Genomic DNA, 26,600 nt, shown 5'->3' with positions numbered 1-26,600 from the left:
TATACTATAAGAAAAAAGCCTCTGGGAACAGAGGCTTTTTCTATAAAAGGAAGTGTGATAGTGGAAACGTATGAATCTATTAGAAAATGGAAAGATGAAGCACTGTCCTCCTTCATGAATACAAGTATTTCTCTTAATAAATTTCATGACCAAGTAATGCTTAAAGTACTTGAAGTTGCTAAAGGCAAGATGAAACAATCAACCCCGCCGTGTGAATTCACCTGGTTTATTACTGGTAGTGGGGGGCGTTTCGAACAAGGGTTAATTAGTGACCAGGATCATGGCTTAATCTATGAAATTTCAAATGAAGAAAATGACATATACTTTAAGGAACTTGGTGAAGAGATATCTTATGGTATGAATTGTGTTGGTTACCCTTATTGCAATGGAAACATTATGAGTTCCAATCCAACATGGCGTAAATCGGTAGAGGAATGGAAAATACAATTAATTGAATGGATGAAAAATGAAAGATGGGAATCTATACGCTATTTGCAAATCTTTTATGATGGAAGAGTATTGTACGGAAATACCGAATATCTTAGTGACTTAAAATCTGTTATTTTTCATTATCAACTACAGCATCCAACTTTATTGCAACGTTTTATTGCAAATGTTAAACATATAAAAAATGTCATTGGACCAATGGGGCAGTTACTTGTAGAACAACATGGAGTATATCAAGGGTGTGTGAATTTGAAATATTCAGCTTTCTTGCCATATGTAAATGCAGTACGGTTATTATCTATTAAAGAAGGTATTTTTGAAACCTCAACGATTGATAGAATAGATCGTCTTAAAGGAAAGGATGAATATAAAGAGATGCTTCGTGATTGTAAAGAGAATTTTATAACGCTTACTAAATATCGGCTTTCACTATTAAATGCACAAAATTACGATGATACCCATTATTTAAATATAAAAATTCTATCTAAAGAACAAAAAAAAGAGATAAAACAAATTTTAAAATGTGGGAAACGACTTCATGATGAAGTCATTGAACTAACATTAGCTAAAAATTAATGTTTTTATTAGAAAAGGGTGTTAATAATGGCGTTTGAACCATTCATGCAACTATTAAGGGGAATACAAGGAAGACGAGCTCAAGGAATTGGTGGTATACAAAACTCACATCAAATGGCATATTTAAGACATCTGCAAAAGGAAATAAACAAAGAAGATGCTATGCATGTTCCCTTAAATGGCTTAAATGTTGTTGTATTTGATATTGAAACAACTGGATTTTCTCCTGAAAAAGGAGATAGTATTCTCTCTATAGGTGCGATAAAAATGTGTGGTGCTAAAATGTTAGAAGAGCAAGAATTTTACTCTCTTATTCAATATGACAAAGAGATACCACCAAATATCGTACAGTTAACAGGGATTACAAATGAACAGGTAAGTACTGCGCCGCCATTAGCTGATATTTTAATTAAATTTTTTGAGTTTATTGGAGATTCTACTCTTGTTGCACACCATGCAACACATGAAAGAACTTTTATGCAGTTTGCAAGTGCTAAATTATTTAAAACATCCTTTAAACACCGAATTGTTGATACATCCTTTCTTTATAAAATAGTAGAACCACATTTTCAAAACGTAGCGTTAGAGCGGCTTTGTGAACATAACGGTATTCCAATTGTTGACCGGCACAATGCTCTTGGAGACGCAAAAATGACGGCAATGCTTTGGAGTATTTATCTTGAAAAATCATTAAAAATAGGCTGTGAAACATTAAATGATGTTTACAATTACTTTGCTAGAATGTAATTTTACAAACTTTTAATATAGAAACTTAAAGGACTGTTTAGAAAATAATATTCTTAACAGTCCTTTTACAATGTAAATATTAAATAGATTCTTTTTCCCTAAAGTAGTAGTTATAAACCTCCTTGTCGTAAGAATGCCTATCCCGTTTAAATTTTTGGAATGCGCCTTTTATTGTTAATTTTCGTTTTAAGTTTTTTGTGTGCATGCACAGCTTTTGATTTCATCAATTACATAAGCTATAGTTATATTACAGAGAAATAAAACTTATTAACTTAGTAGGTTTTTCTTTGGAAAATAACGGCTATGATAGTAGTTTTATGATGAGTAGTAGAGTGCAAACTAACGACGGATAGGTGATATAGATGAAAGACTTTTCAAATACGAAAGAAATACTTTTTAATAAAATGACATTAGTTCCATTTAATGATAATGAAAATTTATGCCTTGTAGGCCCAGTGAAATTGCCTATTAAACAAGGAGATTTCCAAACAACGTTTCAGTGGTATACATGGTTAAATATAGATAAAAAGCTTTCAAAGGAAATGGTTCTTGATGCCATTACAAATGACAATTTAGCAGTAAAACAGCAATCATCAGTTCTAGTATACGGTGATTTTACTAATGCGGAAGATGCGATTATTCGAATGCATAGTATTTGTCATACGGGTGATATTTTTGGCAGTCAAAGATGTGATTGCGGCTACCAGCTTCATGAATCAATGAAAATGATAGCTGAGCACGGCTGTGGCGCTATTTTTTATTTAGCGAACCATGAAGGTCGAGGTATCGGTTTGTTTTCAAAATCATTAGCTTACCTATTACAAGAGGAAGGCTATGATACGGTTGAGGCAAACAATGCATTAGGCTTTGAAGATGACACAAGAAATTATGAAGAAGCAATTAGTGTCCTTGAGTCATTACGTTCAAAGCCAGTAACATTAATTACAAACAATCCGAAGAAGCTGGCTGCGTTAAAAGAACACGGTTTACTTGCCCATAATCATATTCCATTATGGGGTGGCTTAACTGAGACAAATCGTCATTATCTTGAAACAAAGGTGAAAAAATCTGGCCATATTCTAGAAAAAGAATTAATTGTTTAAGGAGCACGTATATGAAAACCGATCGTGAATATATGCAGTTAGCATTAGACTTAGCTGCTTCAGCAAAAGGTAATACAAATCCGAACCCAGTAGTTGGAGCAGTCCTTGTGAAGGATGGATTAATTGTTGGGACTGGCCTTCATCGAAAAGCAGGAGAGCCGCATGCAGAAGTCCATGCCTTTAACATGGCGGGTGAGCATGCAAAAGGTGCAACATTGTATGTTACATTAGAACCTTGTTCGCACTTCGGAAAAACACCACCCTGTGCCAATTTAGTAAAGGAATCTGAAGTTAGCCGTGTAGTAGTTGCTACAATGGATCCAAATCCATCAGTTGCTGGACGAGGCATCAGACTACTACAAGAAGCTGGCATTCAAGTTGAAGTTGGTGTATTAGAGGAAGAAGCAAGAAAGCTAAATGAACGATTTATTCATAATATGTTAACAAGTCGACCATTTGTTATTTCAAAATTTGCCATGACGTTGGATGGTAAAATTGCAACACATACGGGCCATTCAAAATGGATTACTAGTGAAGAAGCTCGACTCCAAGTACATGAATTACGCAATGAAGTAGATGCAATTTTGGTGGGAATTGGAACTGTGTTGGCTGATAATCCTTCCTTAACAACAAGACTTCCCCACCGAGAAGGGAAGAATCCGATACGTGTTATTTTAGATAGTGAACTAAAAACACCGTTAGATGCTAATATTGTCAATACAATAGACGCGTCAACAATCATTGTTTGTGGTCCTAATGTGGAAGCGGCAAAGGTAAGTCAACTACAAGAAAAAGGTGTTAAGGTTATTTCTGTTACAAAAAACGATCATGGCTTAGATTTAGAAGAAATGTTAAATGAATTGTATAAAAATGGAATTACAGATGTATTAGTTGAGGGTGGTGCAGAAGTTAATGCATCCTTCCTAAGAGCAGGTTTAATTAATAAATTTCTAGCTTACGTTTCTCCTAAAATACTTGGAGGGCGCAAATCAAAAACACCATTTACAGGTATAGAAGTGGATACTATAGATGAAGCTCTTCAGCTAGAAATAGATTCAGTTGAAAAAATCGGACCTGATTTATGTATTACAGCATACCCTAAGCTTGGTAAAACGAAATGAAATTAACAACGGATGTATGTATTGTTGGGGCTGGACCTGGAGGAGCTTTACTTGCTTATTTATTGGCGAAACAAAATATATCTGTAATTCTATTAGAACGTTTTAAAGAAATTGCAAAAGAATTTCGCGGAGAACATTTAAATGAAGAAGGCGAAGAGATATTAAAAAAGTACGGTTTGTTTGAGAAAATAGAGGAGCTTGGTCTGCTGCGGATGGAAAGATTGGAGTATTGGGAAAATGGGGAATTATTCAAAACGGTTTTACCTGCCCCCAATATAGGACATTTAGGTATCCATGTTCCGCAATCCTATCTACTTGCCGTACTTATTAATGAAGCAAAAAAATACTCGCAATTTTCATTAATGACAGGTACAACTGTAACAGATTTAATAAAAGACGAAGAAGATTGTATAAAAGGTGTTAAAGCGAACAAAGAAGGAAAAGAAATTTTTATTGAAAGCAACTTAGTCATTGGCGCAGATGGACGTCATTCAATAGTTCGAAAAAGGGCTGGAATTGATGTAACAGTCCGAAAACATGGTTATGATTTATTGTGGGCAAAAATACCTGCACCGCAAAATTGGGAGCCAGCAATAAAAATGGCTTTAATAGATGGAATGCAGCTCTCTTTGTTTACTCAAGCAAAGGGCTATATTCAAATAGGGTGGAACATACCTGAAGGATCATTTCCTGCTCTTCGAAAACAGCATTTTACTCCATTTATCGATAAATTAGCCAAAGCATTTCCACAGTTAGAAACGACTGTGCGGAACCATATAAAGTCATGGAGTGACTTTGTGTTGCTTGACGTTCAAAGTAATTCTACTGATTGTTGGGGAAAAGATGGCTTAGCTTTAATTGGAGATGCTGTCCATACGATGACTCCAACAGGGGCCTTCGGATTAAATAGTGCAATGAAGGACGCAGATACATTGGCAACAATCTTAACAAAACAAACAATTTCTACAGTTGATTTGATGAATTGTGCAACAGAACGCAAAAAGGCAGTAGAAAAACTTCAAGCTATTCAAATTGAAAAGGAACAAACATTTGCAACACAATTTGTAATTTATTCATAAGGAAAGTAGGAGCTTTTGTGAAATTTGGCTTTGATATAGATGATACTCTCATTAATCTAAGGGAACATGCATTTCATATTTATAATCAAAAATTAAACCTGAATGTTGGTTTAGAAGTTTTTCGTGAATTAAAGACAGTAGAAATACACGAAGCATTTGGTTTAGACAAAGAAGAAGGCGGCAAAATGTGGTCAAATCTTCTAGAGGAAATTTATTTTACAGATTGTCCGGCTTATGAGGGAGCAATTGAATTTTTAAATAAGCTTGAAAATGAAGGGCATGAAATTTATTACATTACTTCACGTCCAAAGCAATATTGTTCCCAAACAAGACAGTGGATAAAAGAAAAAGGTTTTCCTGTAAAGGACGATCATTTTTACTGTGGTATGCAGGATCATGAAAAAACAGATATTATAAAAAAATTAAATTTAGATTATTATTTTGATGATAAACCAGCTGTTCTTGAAACACTAGAAGACGTTTCAACAAAAGTGTTTGTTAAAGATCAATCATATAATCAGCTTGTTGGAAATCAAAGGGTATATAATTGGACTTATTTTTCGATTAAATATTAAAAAGCATTATTCCTAGTTATCGGCCATATAAGGAGGCTATAGTTGGAACACGAATTGAAAGAGGTTATTAAGAATGTGACCTTTCGATAAAGCAAGAGGATTTTGATGGGTTGATGAATTACTATACGGAGAATGCAATCTTAGTCGTAAAACCAGGTACAATTGCACAAGGTAAAGATGAAATCAAAAAAGCATTTATAGCAATATCAAAATACTTTAACAATACTCTTGAACCAACACAGGGAGAAATGATTATTTTAGAATCAGGTGATACAGCTTTAGTAATTTCCCAAACCTCCTAGAAGCCGATAATATGGATAATCAATATTCAATGGATAGAAGTGCAACTTATGTATTTAAGAAAAATTTATAAGGCGAATGGCTTTGTGCGATAGATAACTCGTATGGAACAGAATTAGTTAATAGTATTAAATGAATTGGGATGACAAGTTTTTTTGTTGACATGAATTAAGACTTGTTTTGCTCAGCTTATACTTTTAAAATGTGATTTTCAGAGTTCGTCTCAATTAAAAACGAACTATTCGTTTTTTACGAGTAGTTCGTTTTTTATCGTATAAACTAGAGTAAAATAAATAATTATGCTAGCTGCTGAAGTAATTGTGCATTTAATAAACGTTTGCGAATAAGTACGCCGAGCCAAGCGGCAGCAGCTGCTTTAATAATTCCTACAATAATAAACGGAGCAGCCCCTCCCATAAAAGCAGCAGTCCAAGACAAGTCACCAACAATTTTTAACCATGTTGTTCCAAATGACAATGTTATAACCATTCCAATGATGTTTGCAATAATTGCTTGAGGGTAAGTTACACCGAACTTAGCCAAATACATTCCCATTATTAATGCTGTTGGGACGAATCCTACGATATAACCACCAGTCGGACCTACTAATATTGAAAGTCCACCTGAGAAACCAGTAAATACAGGTACACCAATTGCCCCAAGTAAAATATATAAAATAACAGAAAGAGTTCCATACCTTGTACCTAAAATTGTAACGACAAGGCCAATTGCCAACGTTTGCCCTGTAATCGGAACAAGTGGCAGTGGGATTGTTACTTGTGCTAATACCGCTATAATTGCTGCACCCATTGCTGTAATAGCATAGGCATAAGTTTTTGATTTCAAAATACACCCTCCTTTGCGTTAACCTAAAATTATAATAGGTTTACAGAAAGAGGATATAATAGTTGCATATCTTTGTCAATCACATTTTTAATAGAAATTGGAAAAAATTTTTTCATCATACGGTGATAAAATAAATAACCTTTGTATAAGAAAATAGAGTAAATACTATGATAATATCTAATGTAGACATCGATTGTTTTAAAGAATGGGGGATGAAGGTGTTGTCAAAAGGACGAATTATATTTCATGTTGATATGAATAGCTTCTATGCTTCAGTTGAACAGGCGCATAATCCTGAATTGAAGGGAAAAACGATTGCAATTGCAGGAAATCCTAAGGAGCGAAGAGGGATTATTGTTACAAGTTCCTATGAAGCCCGAGCAAAAGGTATTTATACAACAATGAATGTTGCTGAAGCTTTGCGAAAATGTCCTGATTTAATTCTACTCCCACCAGACTTTCCAAAATATCGTGCTGCTTCAAAAGCAATGTTTTCTATTTTGAGAGGTTATACAGATTTGATAGAACCAGTATCAATTGATGAAGGCTATATTGATATTACAAAGAACACCGATAATCGTCACCCAATTGAAATTGCAAAGGAGATTCAGTTAAGAATCTTAAATGAACTAGATTTGCCTTGTTCGATTGGTATTGCACCAAATAAATTTTTAGCAAAAACTGCTTCTGATATGAAAAAGCCTATGGGAATTACAGTGTTAAGAAAACGGGATATCCCTACAAAGCTATGGCCGCTGCCTGTTATTGAGATGCATGGTGTAGGTGAAAGCACTGCAAAAAAGTTGGCATCTATAAAAGTTAATACGATTGGGGATTTAGCCCATATTGAGGAGCATGTGATTCGCCAAGCTTTAGGGAAAAATGGTGTTCGTTTACGAGCACGAGCAAATGGTGAAGATAATCGTGAAGTAGACCCGAATTCGATTTATGAAACGAAAAGTGTAGGTAATTCGACAACACTTCCGAATGATGAAACAGATAATGAAATATTGGAAAAGACATTTGACACGCTGGCTAGTAAAGTAGCGGAACGTTTAGATGCGAAAAAATTATGCGGGCCAACATTAAGCATTCTCATTCGTGATGCGGATTGGCAAAATCATACGAGAAGCAGAACTTTCCATAATCCAATTTATCATAAGGATGTCATTTATGAAGAAGCGGTAAAACTATTTTATAAAACATGGGATGGTGCACCGATTCGTCTCCTTGGCGTCACAATTTCAAATGTTATCGATCGCAAACAATCTGTTGAACAACTTTCGATATTTAATTTTGAGGATTTTGCGAAGCAAGAACCAATTTATGATTTAATTAATAAAATTCAAAAGAAATTCGGTAAAGGTGCTATCCAAAAAGGGATTGAAATCGGCAAGAAGTCAAATTATGCTTCTAAAACTAGCTTTAGTAAAGACTTTTTGGATGATTTGAAAGAGTAAAGATAATGAGTAGAACGGAGGCTACTAATGCAGCTACAATTTTTAGGAACAGGAGCAGGAATGCCTTCTAAAGAACGAAATACAAGTGCTCTAGCGTTAAAGCTTTTAGATGAGCGTGGAACAATTTGGCTTTTTGATTGCGGGGAGGCAACTCAACATCGTATTTTACATACATCCATTAGACCTAGAAAAATAGAAAAAGTTTTTATAACACACTTGCATGGAGACCATATTTTTGGGTTGCCTGGATTTTTAAGCTCTCGTTCTTTTTTAGGTGGTGAAGACACGCTAACTATTTATGGACCTAAAGGGCTAAAAGAATGGATTACAGCCTCATTTGAAATCTCAAAGACGCATTTAACATATCCGCTTGAATTTGTAGAAGTTCAAGAGGGGGTTGTGTTTGAGGACGATCAATTTAAAGTTGTTGCCAAGGAACTTGAGCATGTATTACCTTGTTATGGATATCGTATAGAACAAAAACCTTTGCCAGGAGAATTATTAGTCGAAAAAACACGTGAACTTGGCGTCCCAAAGGGTCCCTTACTAGGAAAATTAAAAAATGGGGAAAATGTGACACTTGAGAATGGTACTGTTGTTTATAGTGAGGAAGTAACGGCAGCACCTAAAAAAGGTTTTATTGTAACGATTTTAGGAGATACAAAATATTGTGAAAGCTCGAAAACTTTAAGTACAGGTGCGGATATTATAGTTCATGAAGCAACCTTCGACCATGATACAGCACATCTTGCAGCTAGCTATGGGCATTCAACAAATATTGAAGCCGCAATGGTAGCACGAGATGCAGAAGCTAAAAACATTATTTTAAATCATATAAGTGCTCGCTTTTTACCTTATGATCTACAAAGTTTATTAAATGAGGCGAAAGAAATTTTCCCGAATACGTTTATAGCAAATGACTTTTCAGTTTTTACATGGAAGAATGATGAATTGATGGAAGAGTAATATTTAATTTTAAATGAAACAGCAATCATATGAACGCTATTCGCCAAAAATTAGACAATAAAAAACTTTTATATTATATAGAAAGAACTCAATAACTAGAAGGATGGATAACAATAATGAACGAGCAATTAATAGATTGGATTACGCGTTTTCAAAGGGAGAAAGATATCGACGCTCTTGCAAATTTAAAAGACTATTGCAAAGATATGATTGAACCTTTAATTATAGAATTTACTGAGAAATATGGTGAAGATGCAGGCGAATTGCTACGTTTAAAATGGGATAAAAGATTTTATTTTATTTTTACGAAGTATCAATTGAATGTTGGTTTGCCATTAGACACTTTTGTAAAAAATACGTATCGCTTTTATTTTATGCAAGTTTTAAGAAGAGCTGGTTATATAAATTAATAGGATTATGTTAGTGAATACCACTCAACATATAATACGTGTTCATTTTTTAATAATAGATAAATAATAAACATCTTCGGTTGAATTAGGGTCTACATACCTAGAATTCAATTAGAAGGTGTTTTTTTATGGAAAATAGAAATAATGTAGGCAAAATTAGAGGGGGAGTAGTTAAGTAGTCATTCAATATTTAATAATGAGTAAATACAATTAAAATGAAACAACCAGTTGCAGGGTTAATCCTACAACTGGTTGAATGCTTGTCTTATATGGAAGCGGTCTTATAACCGAACCATTTTTTATATTATCGATAAATAATATCTTCTGCTAGATGAGTAAATACTTCACCAACAACTGAGTCTTCGTCATAAACCGAAGAACCTGTGTTTTCCTCCGGCTTAGCAAATGGTACTCGAGCAATGATATGTGTATTAAGTTCATCTGCCAATTTCTCTGCTCCACCTTGACCGAATAGATAGTTCTTTTCACCATCTGCATTTTCAAAATAAGCCATATTTTCAACAACACCTAAAATCTTATGTTTCGTATGTTGAGCCATTAGACCTGAGCGCGTTGCCACATGGGAAGCGGCATTGTGCGGGGTAGTCACAATGATTTCTTCTGCTTGTGGAATCATTGCAGCTACATCGATGGCAACATCTCCTGTACCGGGTGGTAAGTCTAGTAGGAGATAATCTAATTCACCCCAGTGAGTGTTGGCAAGGAAATTGCGAATCCATTTGTTAAGCATTGGTCCGCGCCACATAACAGGTTGATTATCCTTAGAGAAAAAGCCCATCGACATGACTTTCACACCATTGCTCTCAACTGGAATAGCTGTTTGGTCAATCATTGTTGGTTTTTGATCAATTTTCATCATAGCTGGAATACTAAAGCCATAAATGTCTGCATCGACAATACCAACTTTTTTTCCAAGACGGGCAAGGGCAGTTGCTAAATTAATTGTAACAGTCGACTTGCCGACACCGCCTTTACCACTCGTAACAGCAATAAATTTGACACCGGAATTAGGTTGCAGCATTTTAGGCATCCCTTGATCTGTTACGTTTTGAGCTTTTAGGGTAGCTGTTAGTGTGCGACGTTCTTCATCCGTCATAGAACCGAATTGAAGGGAGACGCTTGTAGCTCCAATATTTTTTAAAGCTTGTTCAATATCTTGTTGAATCTTCGCTTTTAACGGACAACCTTTGATTGTTAAGATTACGTCAAGAGAAACATGGGTGCCGTCAATTTTTATATTGCGAACCATATTTAACTCAACAACGCTTTTATGAAGTTCTGGGTCTTCAACATGCTTTAGTGCATTTAAAATGTTATCGTTTGTTAACATTTCATACCCTCCTTTCTATTTTAAGCCTTTGCCAAGTCCTTTTAAGAAGTGAATGCCAAAGTTCATGGCACGATTCACATCAGGATCATTTAGCATTTTTGCAAGCTTGAAGACACTGACTTTTTCGTCAGTGTCTACCGCTTTGTTTGCTTCATCTAAGCCAGTAGTTAAACTCTCGATAAGTTTTGTTGTTTTTTCTGGGTCCATTGCCGATAAAGCACCGGCAGCCCCCATTAAGTTGTTGATGATATTTGTAACAGGCTTACGAGTTACCTGACCTAATACAATATGAGCAACTTCTTCTTTTGCTTCAAGTAGTTTTGTCACAGCTTCAAGAGCACCGATAGCATTTAAATCTCCTAAAATCGAAAAGATTTCATTTATTGTATCTTCATTTTCGGAAAGAAGTTGTTTTAAGTTCTCTAACTTCTGCTCTTTAATTTGTTCTTCTGTTAATTGTTGTTTTTTAACCGTACTAATTGGTGTAGCCATTCTTTCACTCCTTCATTAATTTGTTGTTAAGTGAACGTAGCCCGGACGATTCCATTTCCGTTGTACTTCAACACCATTTTGTGGGTGACGTTTTTTATTTCTTGGGTTTGTTCTAGGAAGTGGTGATTTTCCTTTTGCTTTCAATACTTCTACTCGAACTTTTGTTTGTTTATAAGCAGGTGTTGATGTATTCACATCGGCACCTCCACCAGTTAAGAAGTTGATCGCTGAATCTTTGCTAGTAGAGTTCATTGGTAAGAATAGTTCGTTACCTTGAACACGATCTGTTACTAGGGCATTTAATTTTAATGCGCCATATGGAGACACTAAACGTAATAACGTTCCATCTTCAATGCCACGCTCTTTTGCCATTTCAGGCGATACTTCTACGAAAATTTCAGGTACTTTCGATTGAATACCTTTCGATTTATTTGTCATGTTACCTTCGTGGAAGTGTTCTAACATACGTCCGTTGTTAATATGACAATCGTACTCTGGTTCATATTCAACAGGTTTCATCCAATCGTCTAAAGCAAAACGAGCTTTTTTGTCAGGGAAGTTAAAGCCATCTTCATATAGTAAAGGTGTATCTTTACCATCGTGACTACCCCAGTTGAAGCTGCCCCATCCTTCTAATACATCGTAGTTCGCTTGAGAGAAAATTGGAGAAAGGCTAGCCATTTCGTCAAAGATTTCGCTTGGGTGACTGTAGTTCCACTCTGCGCCTAAACGATTAGCAACTAATTGAAGGATTTCCCAATCGGCTTTTGATTCACCAAGTGTTGGTAAAACTTGATACAAGCGTTGAACACGACGTTCTGTATTCGTAAATGTACCTTCTTTTTCTAGAGATGGTGCTGCTGGTAAAACAACATCTGCATATTGAGCTGTTCGTGATAAGAACACATCTTGAACAACAAAGAAGTCTAATGATGAAAGAACTTTATCTACATGGTTCGCATCAGCGTCCACTAACGCCATATCTTCACCAACTAAATACATAGCTTTCATTTTACCTTCCATAATCGCATCTAACATTTGTGGGTTATTACGACCTGGTTTCGGTTGAATTTTCACACCATATGCTTTTTCAAACTTAGCACGTGCTTCATCATCTGTTACTTTTTGATAACCTGGTAATAGGTTTGGTAATGTACCCATGTCACAAGCACCTTGAACGTTATTATGACCGCGAAGAGGGTAAGCTCCTGCACCTGGGCGACGATAGTTACCAGTAGCTAAAAGTAGGTTCGAAATAGCAGCTGATGTATAAGAACCACCTGTATTTTGTGTAACACCCATACCCCAAAGAACACATGTACCGTCTGCATCACGAATCATTTCAGCAACATTGATTAACGTTTCTTTAGAAATACCTGTTACTTCTTCTGCATAGTCAAGTGTGTATTTTTCAAGTACAAATTTGAAAGCTCCAAAGTCATGGACATTTTCTTTAATGAAGGCTTCATCATGCCAACCTTGATCGATGATGTATTTTGTTACGGCCATTAACCAAACTTGGTCCGTACCTTGTTTTGGACGCATGAAGATATCAGAGCGTTCAGCCATTTCATGCTTACGAACATCGGCAACGATTAATTTTTGACCGTGTAACTTATGAGCACGTTTTACGCGAGTCGCTAATACCGGGTGACCTTCTGTAGGGTTTGCCCCAACAATAATAACAAGTCCAGCTTTTGCAATGTCTTTAATTGTTCCAGCATCCCCACCGAAACCAACAGTACGTAATAAACCGTCTGTAGCAGGAGATTGACAATAGCGTGAGCAATTATCTACATCGTTTGTTCCAAATAATTGACGTGCCATTTTTTGAATTAAGTAGTTTTCTTCATTCGTAATTTTTGAAGAAGAGATGAAACCAACAGAACCAGGACCAAATTCTTTTTGAATACCACCAAGTTTAGAAGCAATTAAATCTAATGCTTCATCCCATGTTGATTCAACAAATTCTTCGTTTTTACGAATTAATGGTTTTGTAATACGTTCTTCAGAGTTAACGAAGTCCCAACCAAATTTCCCTTTAATACAAGTAGAAACCGCATTTACAGGACCGTCAGAAGGTTGTACTTTTAAAATTTTGCGGTCTTTTGTCCAAACTTCGAATGAGCAGCCTACACCACAGAACGTACAAACTGTTTTTGTCTTTTTCGTACGTTTGCTTCGCATAGCAGCTTCGACTTCAGAAATAGCGAAGATACCGCTATAACCTGGTTCAACTTCTTTGATTAAATCGATCATTGGATCTAACGTATCTTGTTTCAAGCCAGTCATAAAACCAGCTTCCCCAAGCATTGATTTTTCCATTAAAGCGTTACATGGACAAACAGTTACACATTGTCCGCAACTTACACATGAAGAATCATTAATGTTAACGCCGTCATCCCAAATAACACGTGGTCTTTCTGCTTCCCAATCGATGGATAATGTTTCGTTAACCTGTAAGTTTTGGCAAACCTCTACACATTGTCCGCAGGCGATACATTGGTTCGGATCATAACGGTAAAATGGGTGGGTCATGTCCACTTCATGTGGTTCCACTTTTGGTTTGAAAGGATATTTTTGATGTTCAATTTCCATCATTTCTACTGTGTTATGTAGTGTACAGTTCCCGTTGTTATTATCACAAACAGTACAATATAACATGTGATTTTCTAGTAGACGGTCCATTGCTTCTGTTTGTGCTGCTTTCGCTTTGTCTGACTGAAGTTGGATATTCATGCCGTCTAGTGCTTTTGTTGAACAAGAACGAACTAATTGTCCATCTACTTCAACGATACAAGTATCACAAGTTTGGATAGGGTCAACTGATGGCACATGACAAATTTGTGGATGCTCAATGCCATTTTGATTAATGATATCAAGGATTGTAGCTCCTTCTGTTAGTTCATAGGATACCCCATTAATGTTAATTTTAGTCAAGGTAAATTCCTCCTTTTGCTATTTGACTATTATATGACACTAGGTTAATCCTTATGGTAAAGCCGAAAAGAGTATGTTGAGATGGTTATTCCCGATAATAAATTGTAAGAATGGTCTAATTAATCTCTTCTCTAGACTTATCGTGTCGTGTCCCTATTAAGTGATAAAGACACTCATTAACAAAGTGATCATATTGTTGACATGCTCAAAAAAATAAAAAAATCCACCATGAAACGGCATGAATTTTACATGCTGTTTATTCACGGTGGATAAAATTCTTAGCAAGCCGTGCTAAAAACTCAATCTACTTTTATTTTTTTAGATTTAATAATAGAATTCAATCATTATGATTCTTATGCGAATAGTTCAACCTTAATTTGGTAAAACAGTCACATATGAATCAAAATAAATCAATTCCATTTGTAACCACCCTATTATAACGTTTACATTCAAAATGGACAATATTTATCATGCATTTTGTTAATAGTAATAATAATCAAAAAATACTTTCACTTTAAATTTTTTAAAAGTTGCTATATTATTAACAAACTGTAAGGGTGGTCTCCGATAATAAAAATAAAAAAAGTTTAATTACGTAAGGGGAATCGTCAAAATGTCAAAAAAAGTGCATGAATTTAACGACATTATTCGTAAACTGCGCAAAGATTTATTTGGTAAAGGACCGGAGCGTATTCATACTGTTTTTGTAGAAAACATGGCAGTTTCAACATTGTATGGCAATCTGACACCAACAGAAAGATTTATTGCCAGTAAACCAGAAGGGTTAAAAATGGTTCATGCTTCAAGGACAAGTATGATTCAAGAGCTATACTCGAGAAAAACTCCAGAAGGTATGGAAGAATTGATGGGTACAAAACTGCTCCATTTATTTTCAGATATTAAAGTTGAAGAAGATTTGGCTATTTCAGTATTTATTTTTGAGGATAAAATTAGTGAATAAAGAGGAACCTTTATGGAAAAAATAGTAAACCGGGAAATTATACGGATTGAAAACAATAAAATGTTAGAAGTAGAGGATAGCGTTGTGACAGAACACGCTGTCACAGTTAAGATTAATCAGCAAGAATTTGTTACGATGGTTTGTACACCGGAGTATGTAGAAGATATGGTTGTAGGATATTTAGCGTCGGAGCGAATCATTAGCAGTTTTGATGATATTGAAGATATTTGGTATCAAGAAAAAGAAGGGTTTGTGCATATTAAAACAAAACGTATTAATCCTTTCTATCAACAAATTCAAAACAAGCGTTACATCACTTCTTGTTGTGGTATGAGCCGACAAGGTTTTGTTTTTGCAAATGACGCATTAGCATCGAAAAAGATGGAAGATGTTCATGTTCGTATTACACCAGATGATTGTTTTCGTTTAATGAGGGATATGCAAGAATCGGCTGCTACATTCCAAAAAACTGGTGGAGTGCATAATGCATCGCTATGTGATGTAAATGGGATTGTGTTAAGTCGCATGGATATCGGACGTCACAACGCTTTAGATAAAATTTACGGATATTGCTTACGAAATGACATTAGCATGAAAGGTAAAATTATCGTATTCAGTGGAAGGATTTCGTCGGAGATTTTACTAAAAGTATCAAAAATTGGGTGTGAGATTGTATTATCTAAATCGGCGCCAACCGAGCTAGCATTGCAATTGGCAGAGCAACTAGGTATTACGACGGTTGGCTTTATTCGTCAAAATACCCTTAATATTTATACACATAAAGAGCGTATTATATTACCTGAACCAACCCATTAATATGAAAGAAGGAGATTAAAAATTACTAATCTACAAGATCAATTTCAAAGACCGCTAAGAGATTTAAGGATATCAGTAACAGACCGTTGTAATTTTCGCTGTCAATATTGCATGCCTGCAGAAATATTTGGCCCAGATTTTGCTTTTTTACCTTCCGAAAAAATATTGAGTTTTGAAGAAATCGAACGATTAGTAAAGATTTTTGTCTCATTAGGTGTAAAAAAAATACGGATTACAGGTGGTGAGCCTTTACTGCGTCGTGATTTGCCAACTTTAATTGAACGCATTAATCGTATTGATGGAGTAGAGGATATTGCTTTAACAACAAATGGCACTTTATTGAAAAAATATGCACATGATTTGGCAAAAGCAGGATTATCGAGAGTTTCAGTTAGCCTAGATTCGCTAAATGAAGAACGTTTTTTCGAAATGAATGGTCATCGCGGAAAAGTGAAAACCGTATTAGAAGGTATTGAAAAGGCCGCAGAAGCAGGCTTACAAGTGAAGATTAATATGGTTGTTCAAAAAGGAAAAAATGAACAAGATATTGTTACAATGGCCCAATTTTTTAAAGAAAAACAACATATTCTTCGTTTTATCGAATATATGGATGTAGGCAACTCAAATGGTTGGAAAATGGATGACGTTGTGTCGAAGAAGGAAATTCTTGAACAAGTGCAACAAATTTCTCCATTGAAACCTGTTGAGCCTAATTATAAAGGGGAAGTTGCAACCCGTTTTCAATATCAAGATAATCAAGGTGAAATCGGTGTTATATCATCTGTAACCGATTCTTTCTGTTCATCTTGTTCACGTGCCCGTATTTCAGCAGAAGGAAAATTATATACTTGTTTATTCGCAACAGATGGAACAGATCTACGCGAATTATTAAGAAATGGGGAAGATGATGCATCCATCATCCAATGCATTTCAAATGTGTGGGAAAATAGAACTGACCGCTATTCAGATGAACGAAATGAACAGACGATGGAAAAAAGGAAAAAATCCAAAATCGAAATGTCGCACATCGGTGGTTAAAAACAAAAAAAATCGGCAACAAAATGCCGGATTTTTTTTGTTTATTTACGGGTAAAGGTGCCGCTTTTTCCACCCGTTTTTTGTACAAGATATGTTTCTTTAATAACCATATTTTTATCAACAGCTTTACACATATCGTAAAAAGTCAATGCCGCAATGGATACAGCCGTTAGAGCTTCCATTTCAACGCCTGTTTTACCACTACATTTTACAGTAGCTTGAATGTGTAGTTCATATCCAACGTCGGCTTTGCTATATTCAAATTGGAAATCTGTTCCTTGCAACATAATCGGATGACACATTGGGATAATATCAGCCGTTTTTTTGGCGCCCATTATCCCAGCAATTTGTGCTACTTGCGTAGGATCACCTTTTTTGATGCCGCCTTGTTGGATAGCTTGATAGACTTCATCGGATAAAGATATTGTACTGCGAGCAATTGCTGTACGTTCTGTAATTTCTTTTTCTGAAATGTCGACCATTTTAGGACGACCTTCTTCGTTCCAGTGGGTAAATTTATTCATAATTAGACTCCTTTTTAACTGTTTGTGCCCAATCTAGTTGAGTATTGATATTGATAAATGTTGAGTTTTCTTCTTCGAATTCAACATAACAAACTCGCACTTGATCTAACAAGGCTTTCATACTTCTTTTGTTTTGTTGGATTAATAGATTTGCTATTGGTAAAGCAGTGCGACGATAAAGAGCAGCAAGAGGTTGTAATCTTGAATCTTGTTTAGGAACAATCGCATCATATCGGTCATCGATATATGTAAGCATAGTTTGGACAAAATCTGCATTCATATAAGGCATATCACTGGCTACTACAAAAAACCATTCATTATCTGGAAAATTTGTCATGATGTTTTGCAATGCAGACAGTGGTCCTTGATGAGGCTGTTTTTCAATGATCATTTGGGTGTGTTCTTCTGCAAACTTCTTTTGCAAGCTAGCATTCGTAGCGATAATTAAAGGTTCTAGCCGACTGTGTTGTAAGGCAATGAGACTGTTTTTATACAAAGGCTGACCAGCGAACAATTCAAACATTTTTGGTTGGCCATACCTTGAAGATTGACCGCCAGCTAAGACAACTCCAGCAATTTTCATAGGCGATTCAACTCACCAACAAAATGTTGAACAGTCGGAAGAATTAGTTTTGTCATAGCAAGTGTCACTGCATTGACGGAACCTGGCAATACATAAATGGCGGATTTAGCGCGACTGCCGGCTGTGGCACGGCTGAACATAGCTTTTGGACCGATTTCTTCATAGCTTAATGAACGAAACAATTCTCCAAACCCCGTCATTTCTTTTTCAAAAAGGGGGACAATGGTGTCGTAAGTTTGATCTCTAGGTGTAAATCCTGTGCCACCTGTGATGATGATTGTATTGATTGTTTGATTTTCACACCATTTTAATACATGCTTTGATATATCAGATGGTTCATCTTTTGATATTTGGTAGTCCATTACTTCAAATGAAGCTTCTTGAAGGAGCGATTGAATTCGTTGACCACCGAGATCATCCACCTTTGTGCGTGTATCACTTACTGTTAAAATGGCAGCCACTATAGGAAGTTGGTTATGTGTAGGGTGCAAGGCAAGGGACCTCCTTTTTAAAGAGTTAAAATTTAGTGTTTATTGAAAAACAATGCTTTTATTATAATGCTATAAATGAAAAGGTCAAACGAAAATTCATAGAAAGAAAGGCAAAATACTTTATGGATAATAGATATTCTAGACAACAATTATTCAGTCCAATCGGTGAAAAAGGACAGCAATTACTAAAAGAAAAGCATGTTTTAATCATAGGTGTCGGTGCATTGGGCAGTGCCAGTGCAGAAGCTTTAGTTAGAGCAGGCGTTGGAAAGTTGACGATTATTGATCGTGATTATGTAGAGTGGAGTAATTTACAAAGACAGCAACTGTATACCGAACAAGATGCCAAAGAAAAAGTTCCAAAAGCCATCGCTGCAAAAAAAAGGCTTCAAAGTATTAACTCAACTGTGAACATTAACGCATTGATTGTTGATGCAAGTACGGAGCAATTACAAGAACTGCTTGAAGATGTAGATATTATGATAGACGCAACGGATAATTTTGATGTTCGCTTTATGATGAATGATCTTGCCCAAAAATATCAAATTCCATGGGTTTATGGGTCTTGTGTTAGCAGTTATGGTGCGACTTATACGATAGTGCCAGGCAAAACACCTTGCTTACATTGTTTGCTAAAAGTGATGCCCAACACAGGGATGACATGTGATACGGTAGGGATTATAAGTCCAACTGTTCAAATCGTAGCAGCGTATCAAGTAGCAGAAGCATTAAAACTTTTAGTAGGTGATGAAGATGCAAGACGAAAATCCTACTTAACTTTTGACGTTTGGAAAAATCAACATTATGAAATAAATGTGGAAAAAATGCGCAATGATGATTGTCCCTCTTGTGGTCATAACCCCACATTTCCGTACTTATCCTATGAAAATCGAACAAAACTAGAAACTTTATGTGGTAGAGATGCCGTACAAATTCGTCCACCTAAACCTACTCACTATAATTTAGAGCAGCTCGCTGTTCAACTTCGCCCTTATGGTGAAATACAAATAAATCCTTATTTACTCTCTTGTCAAACACCAGATTATCGGGTGGTCGTTTTCCAAGATGGACGAGTGGTCATTCATGGTATACAGGATATACAAAAAGCTAAAAGCATTTATTATCGTTTATTAGGATAAAGGAGTGTACCTGATGTTAGAAAAAAGAAAACCAATCGCAGTAGGGGAAGCTGTTCAACGTGTGATGGAATTTGCATTTCAAGAAAAAAAAGAAATTGTCCCATTACTACAAGCCCATGGGCGTTTTCTTGCAGAAGATGTCGCTGCAGATGCTGATGTTCCAGCTTTTGATCGTTCACCTTATGATGGATTTGCTATTCGTTCAATCGATAGTCTAGAAGCAAGTTCAGATCATCCAGTAACCTTTAAAGTTGTTGGAGAAATTGGTGCAGGCTTTGTTTTTGAAGAAACAGTTGGTTACCTAGAAGCAGTTCGCATAATGACGGGTGCCCCTATCCCAAAAGGGTGTGACGCAGTTGTCATGCTAGAATTAGCACATACCTTTGAAGAAAATAACGAGATGTATATGTCCATTAAACGGACTTTTGAAGCAGGAACAAATATTTCCTACAAGGGAGAGGACGTTCAAAAAGGGGCCATCCTTTTAGAAAAAGGACAATATATTAATCCAGGTGCTATAGCTTTACTTGCTACTTTCGGTTACGATCAAGTTCCTGTTTTTCGAAAACCGATTGTAGGTGTCATTGCAACCGGGAGTGAGTTGCTCGAACCAGCGGAATCACTACAACCAGGCAAAATTCGAAATAGTAATGCGTATATGATTATGGCTCAAATTGAACGTGCTGGAGCAAGCGCCAAATACTTTGGGAAATTTAGCGATGATTTGAATGTATGTATTGATGTTGTTAAAAACGCCTTACAGGAAGTAGATCTATTAATTACTACAGGAGGCGTTTCTGTAGGTGACTATGATTACTTGCCAGCAATTTATGAAGCAATTGATGCAAAAGTATTGTTTAATAAAGTAGCAATGCGGCCAGGGAGTGTAACAACTGTGGCGACTAGAGACGGGAAAGTTTTATTTGGACTTTCAGGTAATCCTTCCGCTTGCTATGTTGGTTTTGAATTATTTGTTCGTCCAATAATTCGCACAGCATTTAGTAATAAGCAGCCACATTTACGGAGAGCGTCGGCTGTTTTAGGTGCCGATTTTACAAAAGCGAATCCATTTACTCGTTTTGTCCGTGCAACAGTTTCATACGATAATGGACAATTAGTTGCAGTTCCTTCTGGTTTTGATAAATCGAGCGCGGTTTCTTCCTTAGTGGAAGCGAATGCCTTTATTGTACTTCCTGGAGGATCCCGGGGATACGAAAAAGGAATGCAAATAGATGTGTTATTGTTGGAAGATTTGCAAGGAAGTGAGTGGCCTTGGAACAACATCATAAAATCATACAAGTAGTAGGTTATCAAAATAGTGGAAAAACGACGCTAATGGAACAACTTATTAGACAAGCTACTGCTGAAGGTCTAAAAATAGGAACAATAAAGCATCATGGACATGGTGGTATTCCTATGAACGATTCAAAAGATAGCGTTCGTCATGAGCAGGCTGGGGCAAGGATAGCAGCAGTTGAAGGAGATGGTACTTTGCGTATGAGTATTCATCGTAGCAACTGGCAACTTGACGAAATACTAGCAATTTATGCTTCTTTTAAAATGGACATCATATTGATTGAAGGATATAAGAACGAACACTATCCAAAGGTTGTCCTTTTGCGAACAATAGAAGATCAAGTTTTACTTCAAAAAGTGTCCAATATCAGCTGCGTAATCTATTGGCCAACCTATCCACTAGACAAGTCACTAGATTACCCAACTTTTTCAATTCATGATAAAGCACAGTATATGGAATTTTTAATGGCAGAAATGAGGGGGAAAATATGAGTATATCTTTTTTTGAAATCGTAGATAAACCAATTGACGTTGAGGAAGTTAGACAAAAAGTTGTAGACCGAAACGCTGGTGCTATTACGATTTTCATCGGAACAGTACGCGAAATGACGAAGGGGAAGAAAACACTCCATTTGGAATATCAAGCCTATCCAGAAATGGCAATTAAAATGTTTGAGCAAATCTCTAAAGAAATACAAGAAAAGTGGCCGGAAGCAATCGTTGCGATAACACATCGCGTTGGTTATTTAGAAATTTCGGATATTGCCGTAGTTATTGCGGTGTCATCACCACATCGTAAAATTGCCTATATGGCGAATGAGTATGCGATTGAGCGCATTAAACAAATCGTTCCTATTTGGAAAAAGGAGTATTGGGAAGATGGAACAGAATGGATTGGCGATCAATTAGAAAATGTTCCATATCCGGAAAATCTACCTACCAAGAAAGGAGAACGCTCGTGATTAATATATTATTATTTGCTCACTTACAAGAAGCAATTGGTAAATCAGAGTTGAATATTGACCTGTCAGATTATACTGTTGGTCAAATTAAACAGTGGATGGAAAATCAATATCCACAACTTTCTTTGCAAAATATGATGGCAGCTGTAAATGAGGAATTTGCAACAGATGACATCATTGTAAAAGATGGAGATACACTAGCCTTTATCCCACCTATTAGTGGAGGGTGAAAAGAATCAGTTGGTACAGCTCACTTTGAACCGACACATCTTTAAAAACATACCGAGCCAATCTAAAAAAGTCGATTCCTATTTGTATAGGAATTCGACTTTTTTTGTTATCATTCATATACGATTGTTGGTGATACATCTTTAGGATGAACTTGCAATCCCTTTTATACCAAGTAAAAATTATAATGGTTTAAAATATATTCTCCTCGCTATTGGGGTAATTGATAGATTTCATAATTTGGCGGCTCAGGCAGCGTTGATTTATTTAAGCGCCCTTCTTTAATTAATTCCTCCAATCTTTTTTCAACATCCTCAGACTTTACACCAAATATATCTGCAAGTTTTACTGTAGAGAGGGCAGTATATTTCGGCTTTTTAGTTGAAGAAACAATCATATTTTGAACACGTTCATATAATACTTCCTTATCCATTTTTTCAAACCTTCCTTTTAATGAATTTCAAAAATGAATTAAATAAAGTATCCCTTATAAGATTAACCTTTAATCCTTTTTCTTATGCCTATTGATTTATAAAAATGATAAGAGTTTAGCTGCCGTTTTTTAATAGTGTAGGTAAATATAAATGATTATCCCTTTATTTATTGGACATACTTTGGAGGAAAACTGTTTTGTAGGAGCATCCATAATTATTTAAATATTGTAAATAAGGAGTAATCATATGAAAGAAACTTCATTTTCCATCCAAATTAATGGGCAAGAATTTACTGTCCATTCTGAACAAACGATTTTGGAAGTGGCACAGGCAAATGAATCCTATATACCGAGTATCTGTTTTCATCCCAATCTTGGAACCATTCAAACTTGTGATACATGTTTTGTCAATGTTGATGGAGAAATGGTTCGTGCATGTGCAACCAAAGTACAACCTGGCATGAATGTAGATACAAGTTCTAAAGTTGTAAAAGATGCTCAATATGAAGCAATGTCTAGAATATTAAAGAATCATGAGCTGTATTGTACAGTCTGTGACAATAATAATGGGAACTGTGTCGTTCATAATACAGCTGAATATTTGGAAATTGAACACCAAAAATATGAATTCGAAGCAAAGCCATACCCACCAGATCATTCACATCCATTTTACCGGTATGAGCCAGATCAATGTATTTTATGTGGAAGATGCGTGGAGGCTTGTCAAGATTTACAAGTGAACGAAACATTAACTATTGACTGGAACCGAGAGAAACCACGTGTCATTTGGGACAACGATGTACCTATTGATGAATCATCCTGTGTAAGTTGCGGACATTGTGTAACGGTTTGCCCATGTAATGCATTGATGGAGAAATCGATGCTCGGTGAAGCTGGTTATTTAACAAATATTCCACCAAAAATTTTAGAACCAATGATTGATTTAACAAAAGAAGTAGAACCAGGCTACAAAGAAATTTTTGCGATTTCCGAAATGGAAGCGGCGATGAGAAAGGCAAGAATTAAACGCACGAAAACGGTATGTACGTATTGTGGGGTCGGATGCAGCTTTGAAGTTTGGACAAAAGACCGTAAAATTTTAAAAATTGAGCCCCAGGAACATGCGCCAGTAAATGGGATTTCTACATGTGTAAAGGGAAAATGGGGTTGGGATTATGTTAATAGTGAAGAACGCTTAACAAAACCTTTAATTCGTAAAGGAAATGAATTTGTGGAAGCAACCTGGGACGAGGCCCTTAAATTAATTGCGTCAAAATTAACAGGCATTAAAGAACAATATGGACCTGATTCCATCGGATATATTGCATCATCTAAATGTTCCAACGAGGAAAATTTCCTATTCCAAAAATTTGCCCGCGCTATTATGGGAACAAATAATGTTGATAATTGTTCAAGGTATTGCCAATCCCCAGCTACAGCAGCTCTTTTACGTACAGTTGGAATTGGAGGAGATTCTGGAACAATAAGAGACATTGAAAAATCAGAATTGATTATAGTTATTGGCGCTAATCCAGCTGAATCCCATCCTGTTCTTGCAACGCGTATTAAACGTGCTCATAAGCTTCACGGACAAAAACTTATCGTTGCAGACTTAAGGGAAAACGAATTAGCGGAGCGTGCGAACTTGTTTATTCATCCGAAACCTAGTACAGATCTTATTTGGATATCCGCTGTAACAAAATATATTTTAGATCAAGGCTGGGAAGATAAAGAGTTCTTAAAAAACCGGGTAAACGGTTTGGATGAATATATTCTATCTTTAAATAAATACACACTCGACTATGCTGAAAAGGCAACAGGTCTATCAAAGGATGACATGATTCAAGTAGCTACTATGCTCCATGAATCTAAAACAGCCTGCATCCTTTGGGCGATGGGTGTTACGCAACATAAAGGTGCAACAGATACGAGTACTGCAATCGCTAACTTGCTGCTCATCACTGGAAATTTTGGACGGCCGGGAACAGGAGCTTACCCGCTAAGAGGACATAACAATGTTCAAGGAGCTTGTGATTTCGGTACAATGCCTGCATGGTTGCCAGGATATGAACCTATTCAAGATGACAAGGTTAGAAAACGTTATGAAGAAGCATGGGGAGTTACTTTACCGAAAGAACCTGGTTTAGATAATCATCAAATGCTGGAAGGGGTTAAGGAAGGCAAACTGAAGGCTTTATATTTATTCGGTGAAGAGATGGCATTGGTGGATTCAAACGTAAATTTTGTGGATTCTATGCTTGAGAAATTAGAATTTTTTGTTGTCCAAGATGTGTTCTTTAGTAAAACTGCTCAATTTGCTGATGTTGTTTTACCAGCAGCTCCGAGCCTTGAGAAGGATGGTACCTTTGTAAACACAGAACGTCGAATTCAAAGGTTTTATAAAGTGTTTGAGCCTATTGGAGACTCCAAACCAGATTGGATGATATTCCAAGAACTTGCGAATATTCTTGGAGCGAATTGGAACTACCAACATCCAAGTGAAATCATGGATGAAGCAGCAAGCCTTGCGAAATATTTTGCTGGTGTAAGTTACGAAAGACTGGAAGGTTTCAACAGTCAAATTTGGCCAGTTTCTAAAGATGGTACGGATTCACCACTTCTATACGAAAAAAAATTCGTTTTTCCAGATGGCAAAGCGCGTCTTGTACCAGTTGACTGGACGCCTCCTTTTGAAGCAGGAGATGAATATGATCTACACCTTAATAACGGTCGATTGTTAGAACATTTCCATGAAGGAAATATGACGTACAGATCTGAAGGGCTTACACATAAAGTTCCCCATCCTTGGCTTGAAATTTCACCGGAACTTGCAAAGGAAAGAGGCGTTGAAGATGGTTCTTTAGTACGACTTACATCCCCTTATGGTCAAGTTAAAGTAAGAGCCATTGTCACGGACCGTGTAACAGGAAATGAATTGTACTTGACGATGAATACACGGGAAGATGTGGAAGCTGTTAACCGTCTAACGAGTAGTTATCATGACTTAATTACCCATACACCGAACTATAAAGAAATGGGTGTCAAAATGGAAGTATTGGAACAAAAGGGAGAACCGCCGTTGCCAAAGGTAAATCATCGATTTGGAAATCGTATGCCGCAAATTAGTGTACGAGTGGAAGAGAAGTGGAAACGGGATGATTTTACCCCAATCACGGAATTGTTCGAAATAGGAGGAGACCAATATGGCGGAAGCAATCAAGCAAATTAGAAAAGAGATTCCTACTCCGGAACAGGAACAATCACAAGCAATTGCAGATATTATTGCTGCACTAGCAAGTAATCGAGAAGCGATTATATCAACAATCGGGATTATAAAACATCTCCAAGATATGGGTGTCTTAGACGCTCTAAATGGGTTGCTTGAAAAACGCGTTGATGTAGGAGCAATTGCTATACAGCAAATCAATCAGCCGGGCATGCATAATATGATAAAAAATGGCATGAACACTATTAAATTCCTTGGTCAATTGAATCCTGATGAATTGCAAATCATGTTGGATGGAGTATCTCGAGGTCTAGAAAAATTAGGGGAAAGAATCGATAAGAATGAAAAAGTCAGCTTATGGCAACTTGGAAATAGTGTTCGAAACGAAGAAGTAAGAACATCACTTTTTACTATGTTAGGTTTATTAGAAGGTATGGGTGAAGTATTTCAGAGGGATAAGCGAGAGCTACATTAAAAAGGAGATCGGGTA

General features: G+C 36.3%; 27 protein-coding genes and 1 pseudogene. 20 read left to right on the top strand and 8 right to left on the bottom strand.

The genetic code is table 11. From position 1 onward, the window contains the following. Positions 1-60 precede the first annotated feature (60 nt). The 7 genes and pseudogenes from EKG35_RS08640 (at position 61) to EKG35_RS08610 (ending at position 6,021) form a co-directional block, all read left to right on the top strand. Positions 61-1,023, top strand: a complete 963-nt coding sequence (locus tag EKG35_RS08640) for a DUF294 nucleotidyltransferase-like domain-containing protein (protein ID WP_246020268.1) — start codon at positions 61-63, stop codon at positions 1,021-1,023. A gap of 27 nt (positions 1,024-1,050) precedes the next feature. After that, on the top strand, positions 1,051-1,770 hold the full coding sequence (locus EKG35_RS08635; RefSeq protein ID WP_126294042.1) for an exonuclease domain-containing protein: 720 nt from the start codon (positions 1,051-1,053) through the stop codon (positions 1,768-1,770). Positions 1,771-2,132: 362 nt separating this feature from the next. Next, positions 2,133-2,873, top strand: a complete 741-nt coding sequence (locus EKG35_RS08630; protein WP_126294041.1) for a GTP cyclohydrolase II — start codon at positions 2,133-2,135, stop codon at positions 2,871-2,873. A gap of 11 nt (positions 2,874-2,884) precedes the next feature. Next, positions 2,885-3,994: a bifunctional diaminohydroxyphosphoribosylaminopyrimidine deaminase/5-amino-6-(5-phosphoribosylamino)uracil reductase RibD gene (gene ribD / locus EKG35_RS08625; protein WP_126294040.1), complete on the top strand. Its 1,110-nt coding sequence runs from the start codon at positions 2,885-2,887 to the stop codon at positions 3,992-3,994. Then, entirely contained in the window at positions 3,991-5,073 is a 1,083-nt protein-coding gene (locus tag EKG35_RS08620; RefSeq protein ID WP_126294039.1) for an FAD-dependent monooxygenase, read from the top strand. Before ribD ends, EKG35_RS08620 begins: the two co-directional genes overlap by 4 nt. A 17-nt stretch (positions 5,074-5,090) precedes the next feature. Beyond that, a complete protein-coding gene (locus EKG35_RS08615) occupies positions 5,091-5,648 on the top strand; it encodes a 5' nucleotidase, NT5C type (protein ID WP_126294038.1) in 558 nt (185 codons plus the stop codon). Between the two features lie 42 nt (positions 5,649-5,690). Further along, positions 5,691-6,021, top strand: a pseudogene (locus EKG35_RS08610) (YybH family protein). A gap of 224 nt (positions 6,022-6,245) precedes the next feature. On the opposite strand, the gene EKG35_RS08605 reads toward EKG35_RS08610, so the two are convergent. Then, the gene (locus tag EKG35_RS08605) at positions 6,246-6,797 is read right to left on the bottom strand and encodes a biotin transporter BioY (protein ID WP_410799071.1); all 552 of its coding nucleotides are present in this window, start codon (positions 6,795-6,797) and stop codon (positions 6,246-6,248) included. Positions 6,798-7,006: 209 nt separating this feature from the next. Between EKG35_RS08605 and EKG35_RS08600 the strand changes: the two genes are divergently transcribed. From EKG35_RS08600 to EKG35_RS08590, 3 genes are all read left to right on the top strand, one after another. Beyond that, positions 7,007-8,254, top strand: a complete 1,248-nt coding sequence (locus EKG35_RS08600) for a DNA polymerase IV (RefSeq protein WP_126294075.1) — start codon at positions 7,007-7,009, stop codon at positions 8,252-8,254. 27 nt (positions 8,255-8,281) lie between these two features. Further along, entirely contained in the window at positions 8,282-9,220 is a 939-nt protein-coding gene (gene rnz, locus EKG35_RS08595) for a ribonuclease Z (protein WP_126294037.1), read from the top strand. A 116-nt stretch (positions 9,221-9,336) separates the two neighbouring features. Next, the gene (locus EKG35_RS08590; RefSeq protein WP_126294036.1) at positions 9,337-9,630 is read left to right on the top strand and encodes a hypothetical protein; all 294 of its coding nucleotides are present in this window, start codon (positions 9,337-9,339) and stop codon (positions 9,628-9,630) included. 304 nt (positions 9,631-9,934) lie between these two features. Here the strand turns inward: EKG35_RS08590 and EKG35_RS08585 are convergent, their stop codons facing one another. Genes EKG35_RS08585 through fdhF (EKG35_RS08575) form a run of 3 tightly spaced genes read right to left on the bottom strand, consistent with a single transcriptional unit; the run spans position 9,935 to position 14,413 of the window. Then, entirely contained in the window at positions 9,935-10,981 is a 1,047-nt protein-coding gene (locus EKG35_RS08585; RefSeq protein WP_126294035.1) for a P-loop NTPase, read from the bottom strand. Positions 10,982-10,996: 15 nt separating this feature from the next. Further along, the gene (locus EKG35_RS08580) at positions 10,997-11,473 is read right to left on the bottom strand and encodes a helical membrane plugin domain-containing protein (protein WP_126294034.1); all 477 of its coding nucleotides are present in this window, start codon (positions 11,471-11,473) and stop codon (positions 10,997-10,999) included. A gap of 15 nt (positions 11,474-11,488) precedes the next feature. Next, complete coding sequence (gene fdhF / locus EKG35_RS08575) at positions 11,489-14,413, bottom strand: formate dehydrogenase subunit alpha (protein ID WP_126294033.1); 2,925 nt, start codon at positions 14,411-14,413, stop codon at positions 11,489-11,491. Between the two features lie 613 nt (positions 14,414-15,026). On the opposite strand from fdhF (EKG35_RS08575), the gene EKG35_RS08570 reads away from it, so the two are divergent. The 3 genes from EKG35_RS08570 to moaA are packed head-to-tail and all read left to right on the top strand — an operon-like array spanning position 15,027 to position 17,228. Continuing rightward, positions 15,027-15,374, top strand: coding sequence for a Na-translocating system protein MpsC family protein (locus tag EKG35_RS08570; protein WP_126294032.1), 348 nt, complete (start codon positions 15,027-15,029; stop codon positions 15,372-15,374). A 12-nt stretch (positions 15,375-15,386) separates the two neighbouring features. Continuing rightward, positions 15,387-16,190 (top strand): formate dehydrogenase accessory sulfurtransferase FdhD, encoded by an 804-nt coding sequence (gene fdhD, locus EKG35_RS08565; protein WP_126294031.1) that lies wholly within the window; start codon positions 15,387-15,389, stop codon positions 16,188-16,190. 21 nt (positions 16,191-16,211) lie between these two features. Continuing rightward, positions 16,212-17,228: a GTP 3',8-cyclase MoaA gene (moaA, locus tag EKG35_RS08560; RefSeq protein ID WP_126294030.1), complete on the top strand. Its 1,017-nt coding sequence runs from the start codon at positions 16,212-16,214 to the stop codon at positions 17,226-17,228. Positions 17,229-17,269: 41 nt separating this feature from the next. Here the strand turns inward: moaA and moaC are convergent, their stop codons facing one another. The 3 genes from moaC to EKG35_RS08545 are packed head-to-tail and all read right to left on the bottom strand — an operon-like array spanning position 17,270 to position 18,826. Beyond that, positions 17,270-17,752 (bottom strand): cyclic pyranopterin monophosphate synthase MoaC, encoded by a 483-nt coding sequence (gene moaC / locus EKG35_RS08555; RefSeq protein WP_126294029.1) that lies wholly within the window; start codon positions 17,750-17,752, stop codon positions 17,270-17,272. Next, entirely contained in the window at positions 17,745-18,335 is a 591-nt protein-coding gene (mobA, locus tag EKG35_RS08550) for a molybdenum cofactor guanylyltransferase (RefSeq protein ID WP_126294028.1), read from the bottom strand. The genes moaC and mobA overlap by 8 nt, the downstream gene beginning before the upstream one ends. After that, positions 18,332-18,826, bottom strand: a complete 495-nt coding sequence (locus EKG35_RS08545) for a MogA/MoaB family molybdenum cofactor biosynthesis protein (RefSeq protein ID WP_126294027.1) — start codon at positions 18,824-18,826, stop codon at positions 18,332-18,334. The genes mobA and EKG35_RS08545 overlap by 4 nt, the downstream gene beginning before the upstream one ends. Positions 18,827-18,948: 122 nt before the next feature. On the opposite strand from EKG35_RS08545, the gene EKG35_RS08540 reads away from it, so the two are divergent. Genes EKG35_RS08540 through moaD form a run of 5 tightly spaced genes read left to right on the top strand, consistent with a single transcriptional unit; the run spans position 18,949 to position 22,453 of the window. Beyond that, complete coding sequence (locus EKG35_RS08540; protein ID WP_126294026.1) at positions 18,949-19,965, top strand: thiazole biosynthesis adenylyltransferase ThiF; 1,017 nt, start codon at positions 18,949-18,951, stop codon at positions 19,963-19,965. Between the two features lie 13 nt (positions 19,966-19,978). Then, complete coding sequence (locus EKG35_RS08535; RefSeq protein WP_126294025.1) at positions 19,979-21,268, top strand: molybdopterin molybdotransferase MoeA; 1,290 nt, start codon at positions 19,979-19,981, stop codon at positions 21,266-21,268. After that, on the top strand, positions 21,232-21,753 hold the full coding sequence (gene mobB, locus EKG35_RS08530; RefSeq protein ID WP_185807688.1) for a molybdopterin-guanine dinucleotide biosynthesis protein B: 522 nt from the start codon (positions 21,232-21,234) through the stop codon (positions 21,751-21,753). The genes EKG35_RS08535 and mobB overlap by 37 nt, the downstream gene beginning before the upstream one ends. Continuing rightward, positions 21,750-22,223: a molybdenum cofactor biosynthesis protein MoaE gene (locus EKG35_RS08525; protein ID WP_126294023.1), complete on the top strand. Its 474-nt coding sequence runs from the start codon at positions 21,750-21,752 to the stop codon at positions 22,221-22,223. Before mobB ends, EKG35_RS08525 begins: the two co-directional genes overlap by 4 nt. Continuing rightward, the gene (gene moaD, locus EKG35_RS08520; RefSeq protein ID WP_126294022.1) at positions 22,220-22,453 is read left to right on the top strand and encodes a molybdopterin converting factor subunit 1; all 234 of its coding nucleotides are present in this window, start codon (positions 22,220-22,222) and stop codon (positions 22,451-22,453) included. The genes EKG35_RS08525 and moaD overlap by 4 nt, the downstream gene beginning before the upstream one ends. A 209-nt stretch (positions 22,454-22,662) precedes the next feature. Here moaD and EKG35_RS08515 read toward each other — a convergent pair whose 3' ends face one another. Continuing rightward, entirely contained in the window at positions 22,663-22,884 is a 222-nt protein-coding gene (locus tag EKG35_RS08515) for a PCI domain-containing protein (RefSeq protein WP_126294021.1), read from the bottom strand. A gap of 247 nt (positions 22,885-23,131) precedes the next feature. Here EKG35_RS08515 and fdhF (EKG35_RS08510) point away from each other — a divergent pair, with 247 nt between their 5' ends. Next, the gene (gene fdhF, locus EKG35_RS08510; RefSeq protein ID WP_126294020.1) at positions 23,132-26,113 is read left to right on the top strand and encodes a formate dehydrogenase subunit alpha; all 2,982 of its coding nucleotides are present in this window, start codon (positions 23,132-23,134) and stop codon (positions 26,111-26,113) included. After that, positions 26,088-26,585: a helical membrane plugin domain-containing protein gene (locus EKG35_RS08505; RefSeq protein ID WP_126294019.1), complete on the top strand. Its 498-nt coding sequence runs from the start codon at positions 26,088-26,090 to the stop codon at positions 26,583-26,585. The genes fdhF (EKG35_RS08510) and EKG35_RS08505 overlap by 26 nt, the downstream gene beginning before the upstream one ends. The last annotated feature ends 15 nt before the right edge of the window (positions 26,586-26,600 follow it).

This window comes from Lysinibacillus telephonicus (assembly GCF_003966145.1).
Classification (GTDB): Bacteria; Bacillota; Bacilli; order Bacillales_A; family Planococcaceae; genus Ureibacillus; species Ureibacillus telephonicus.
The sequence above is the reverse complement of the archived record's forward strand: the minus strand, read 5'-3'. Positions and strand labels throughout refer to the sequence as shown.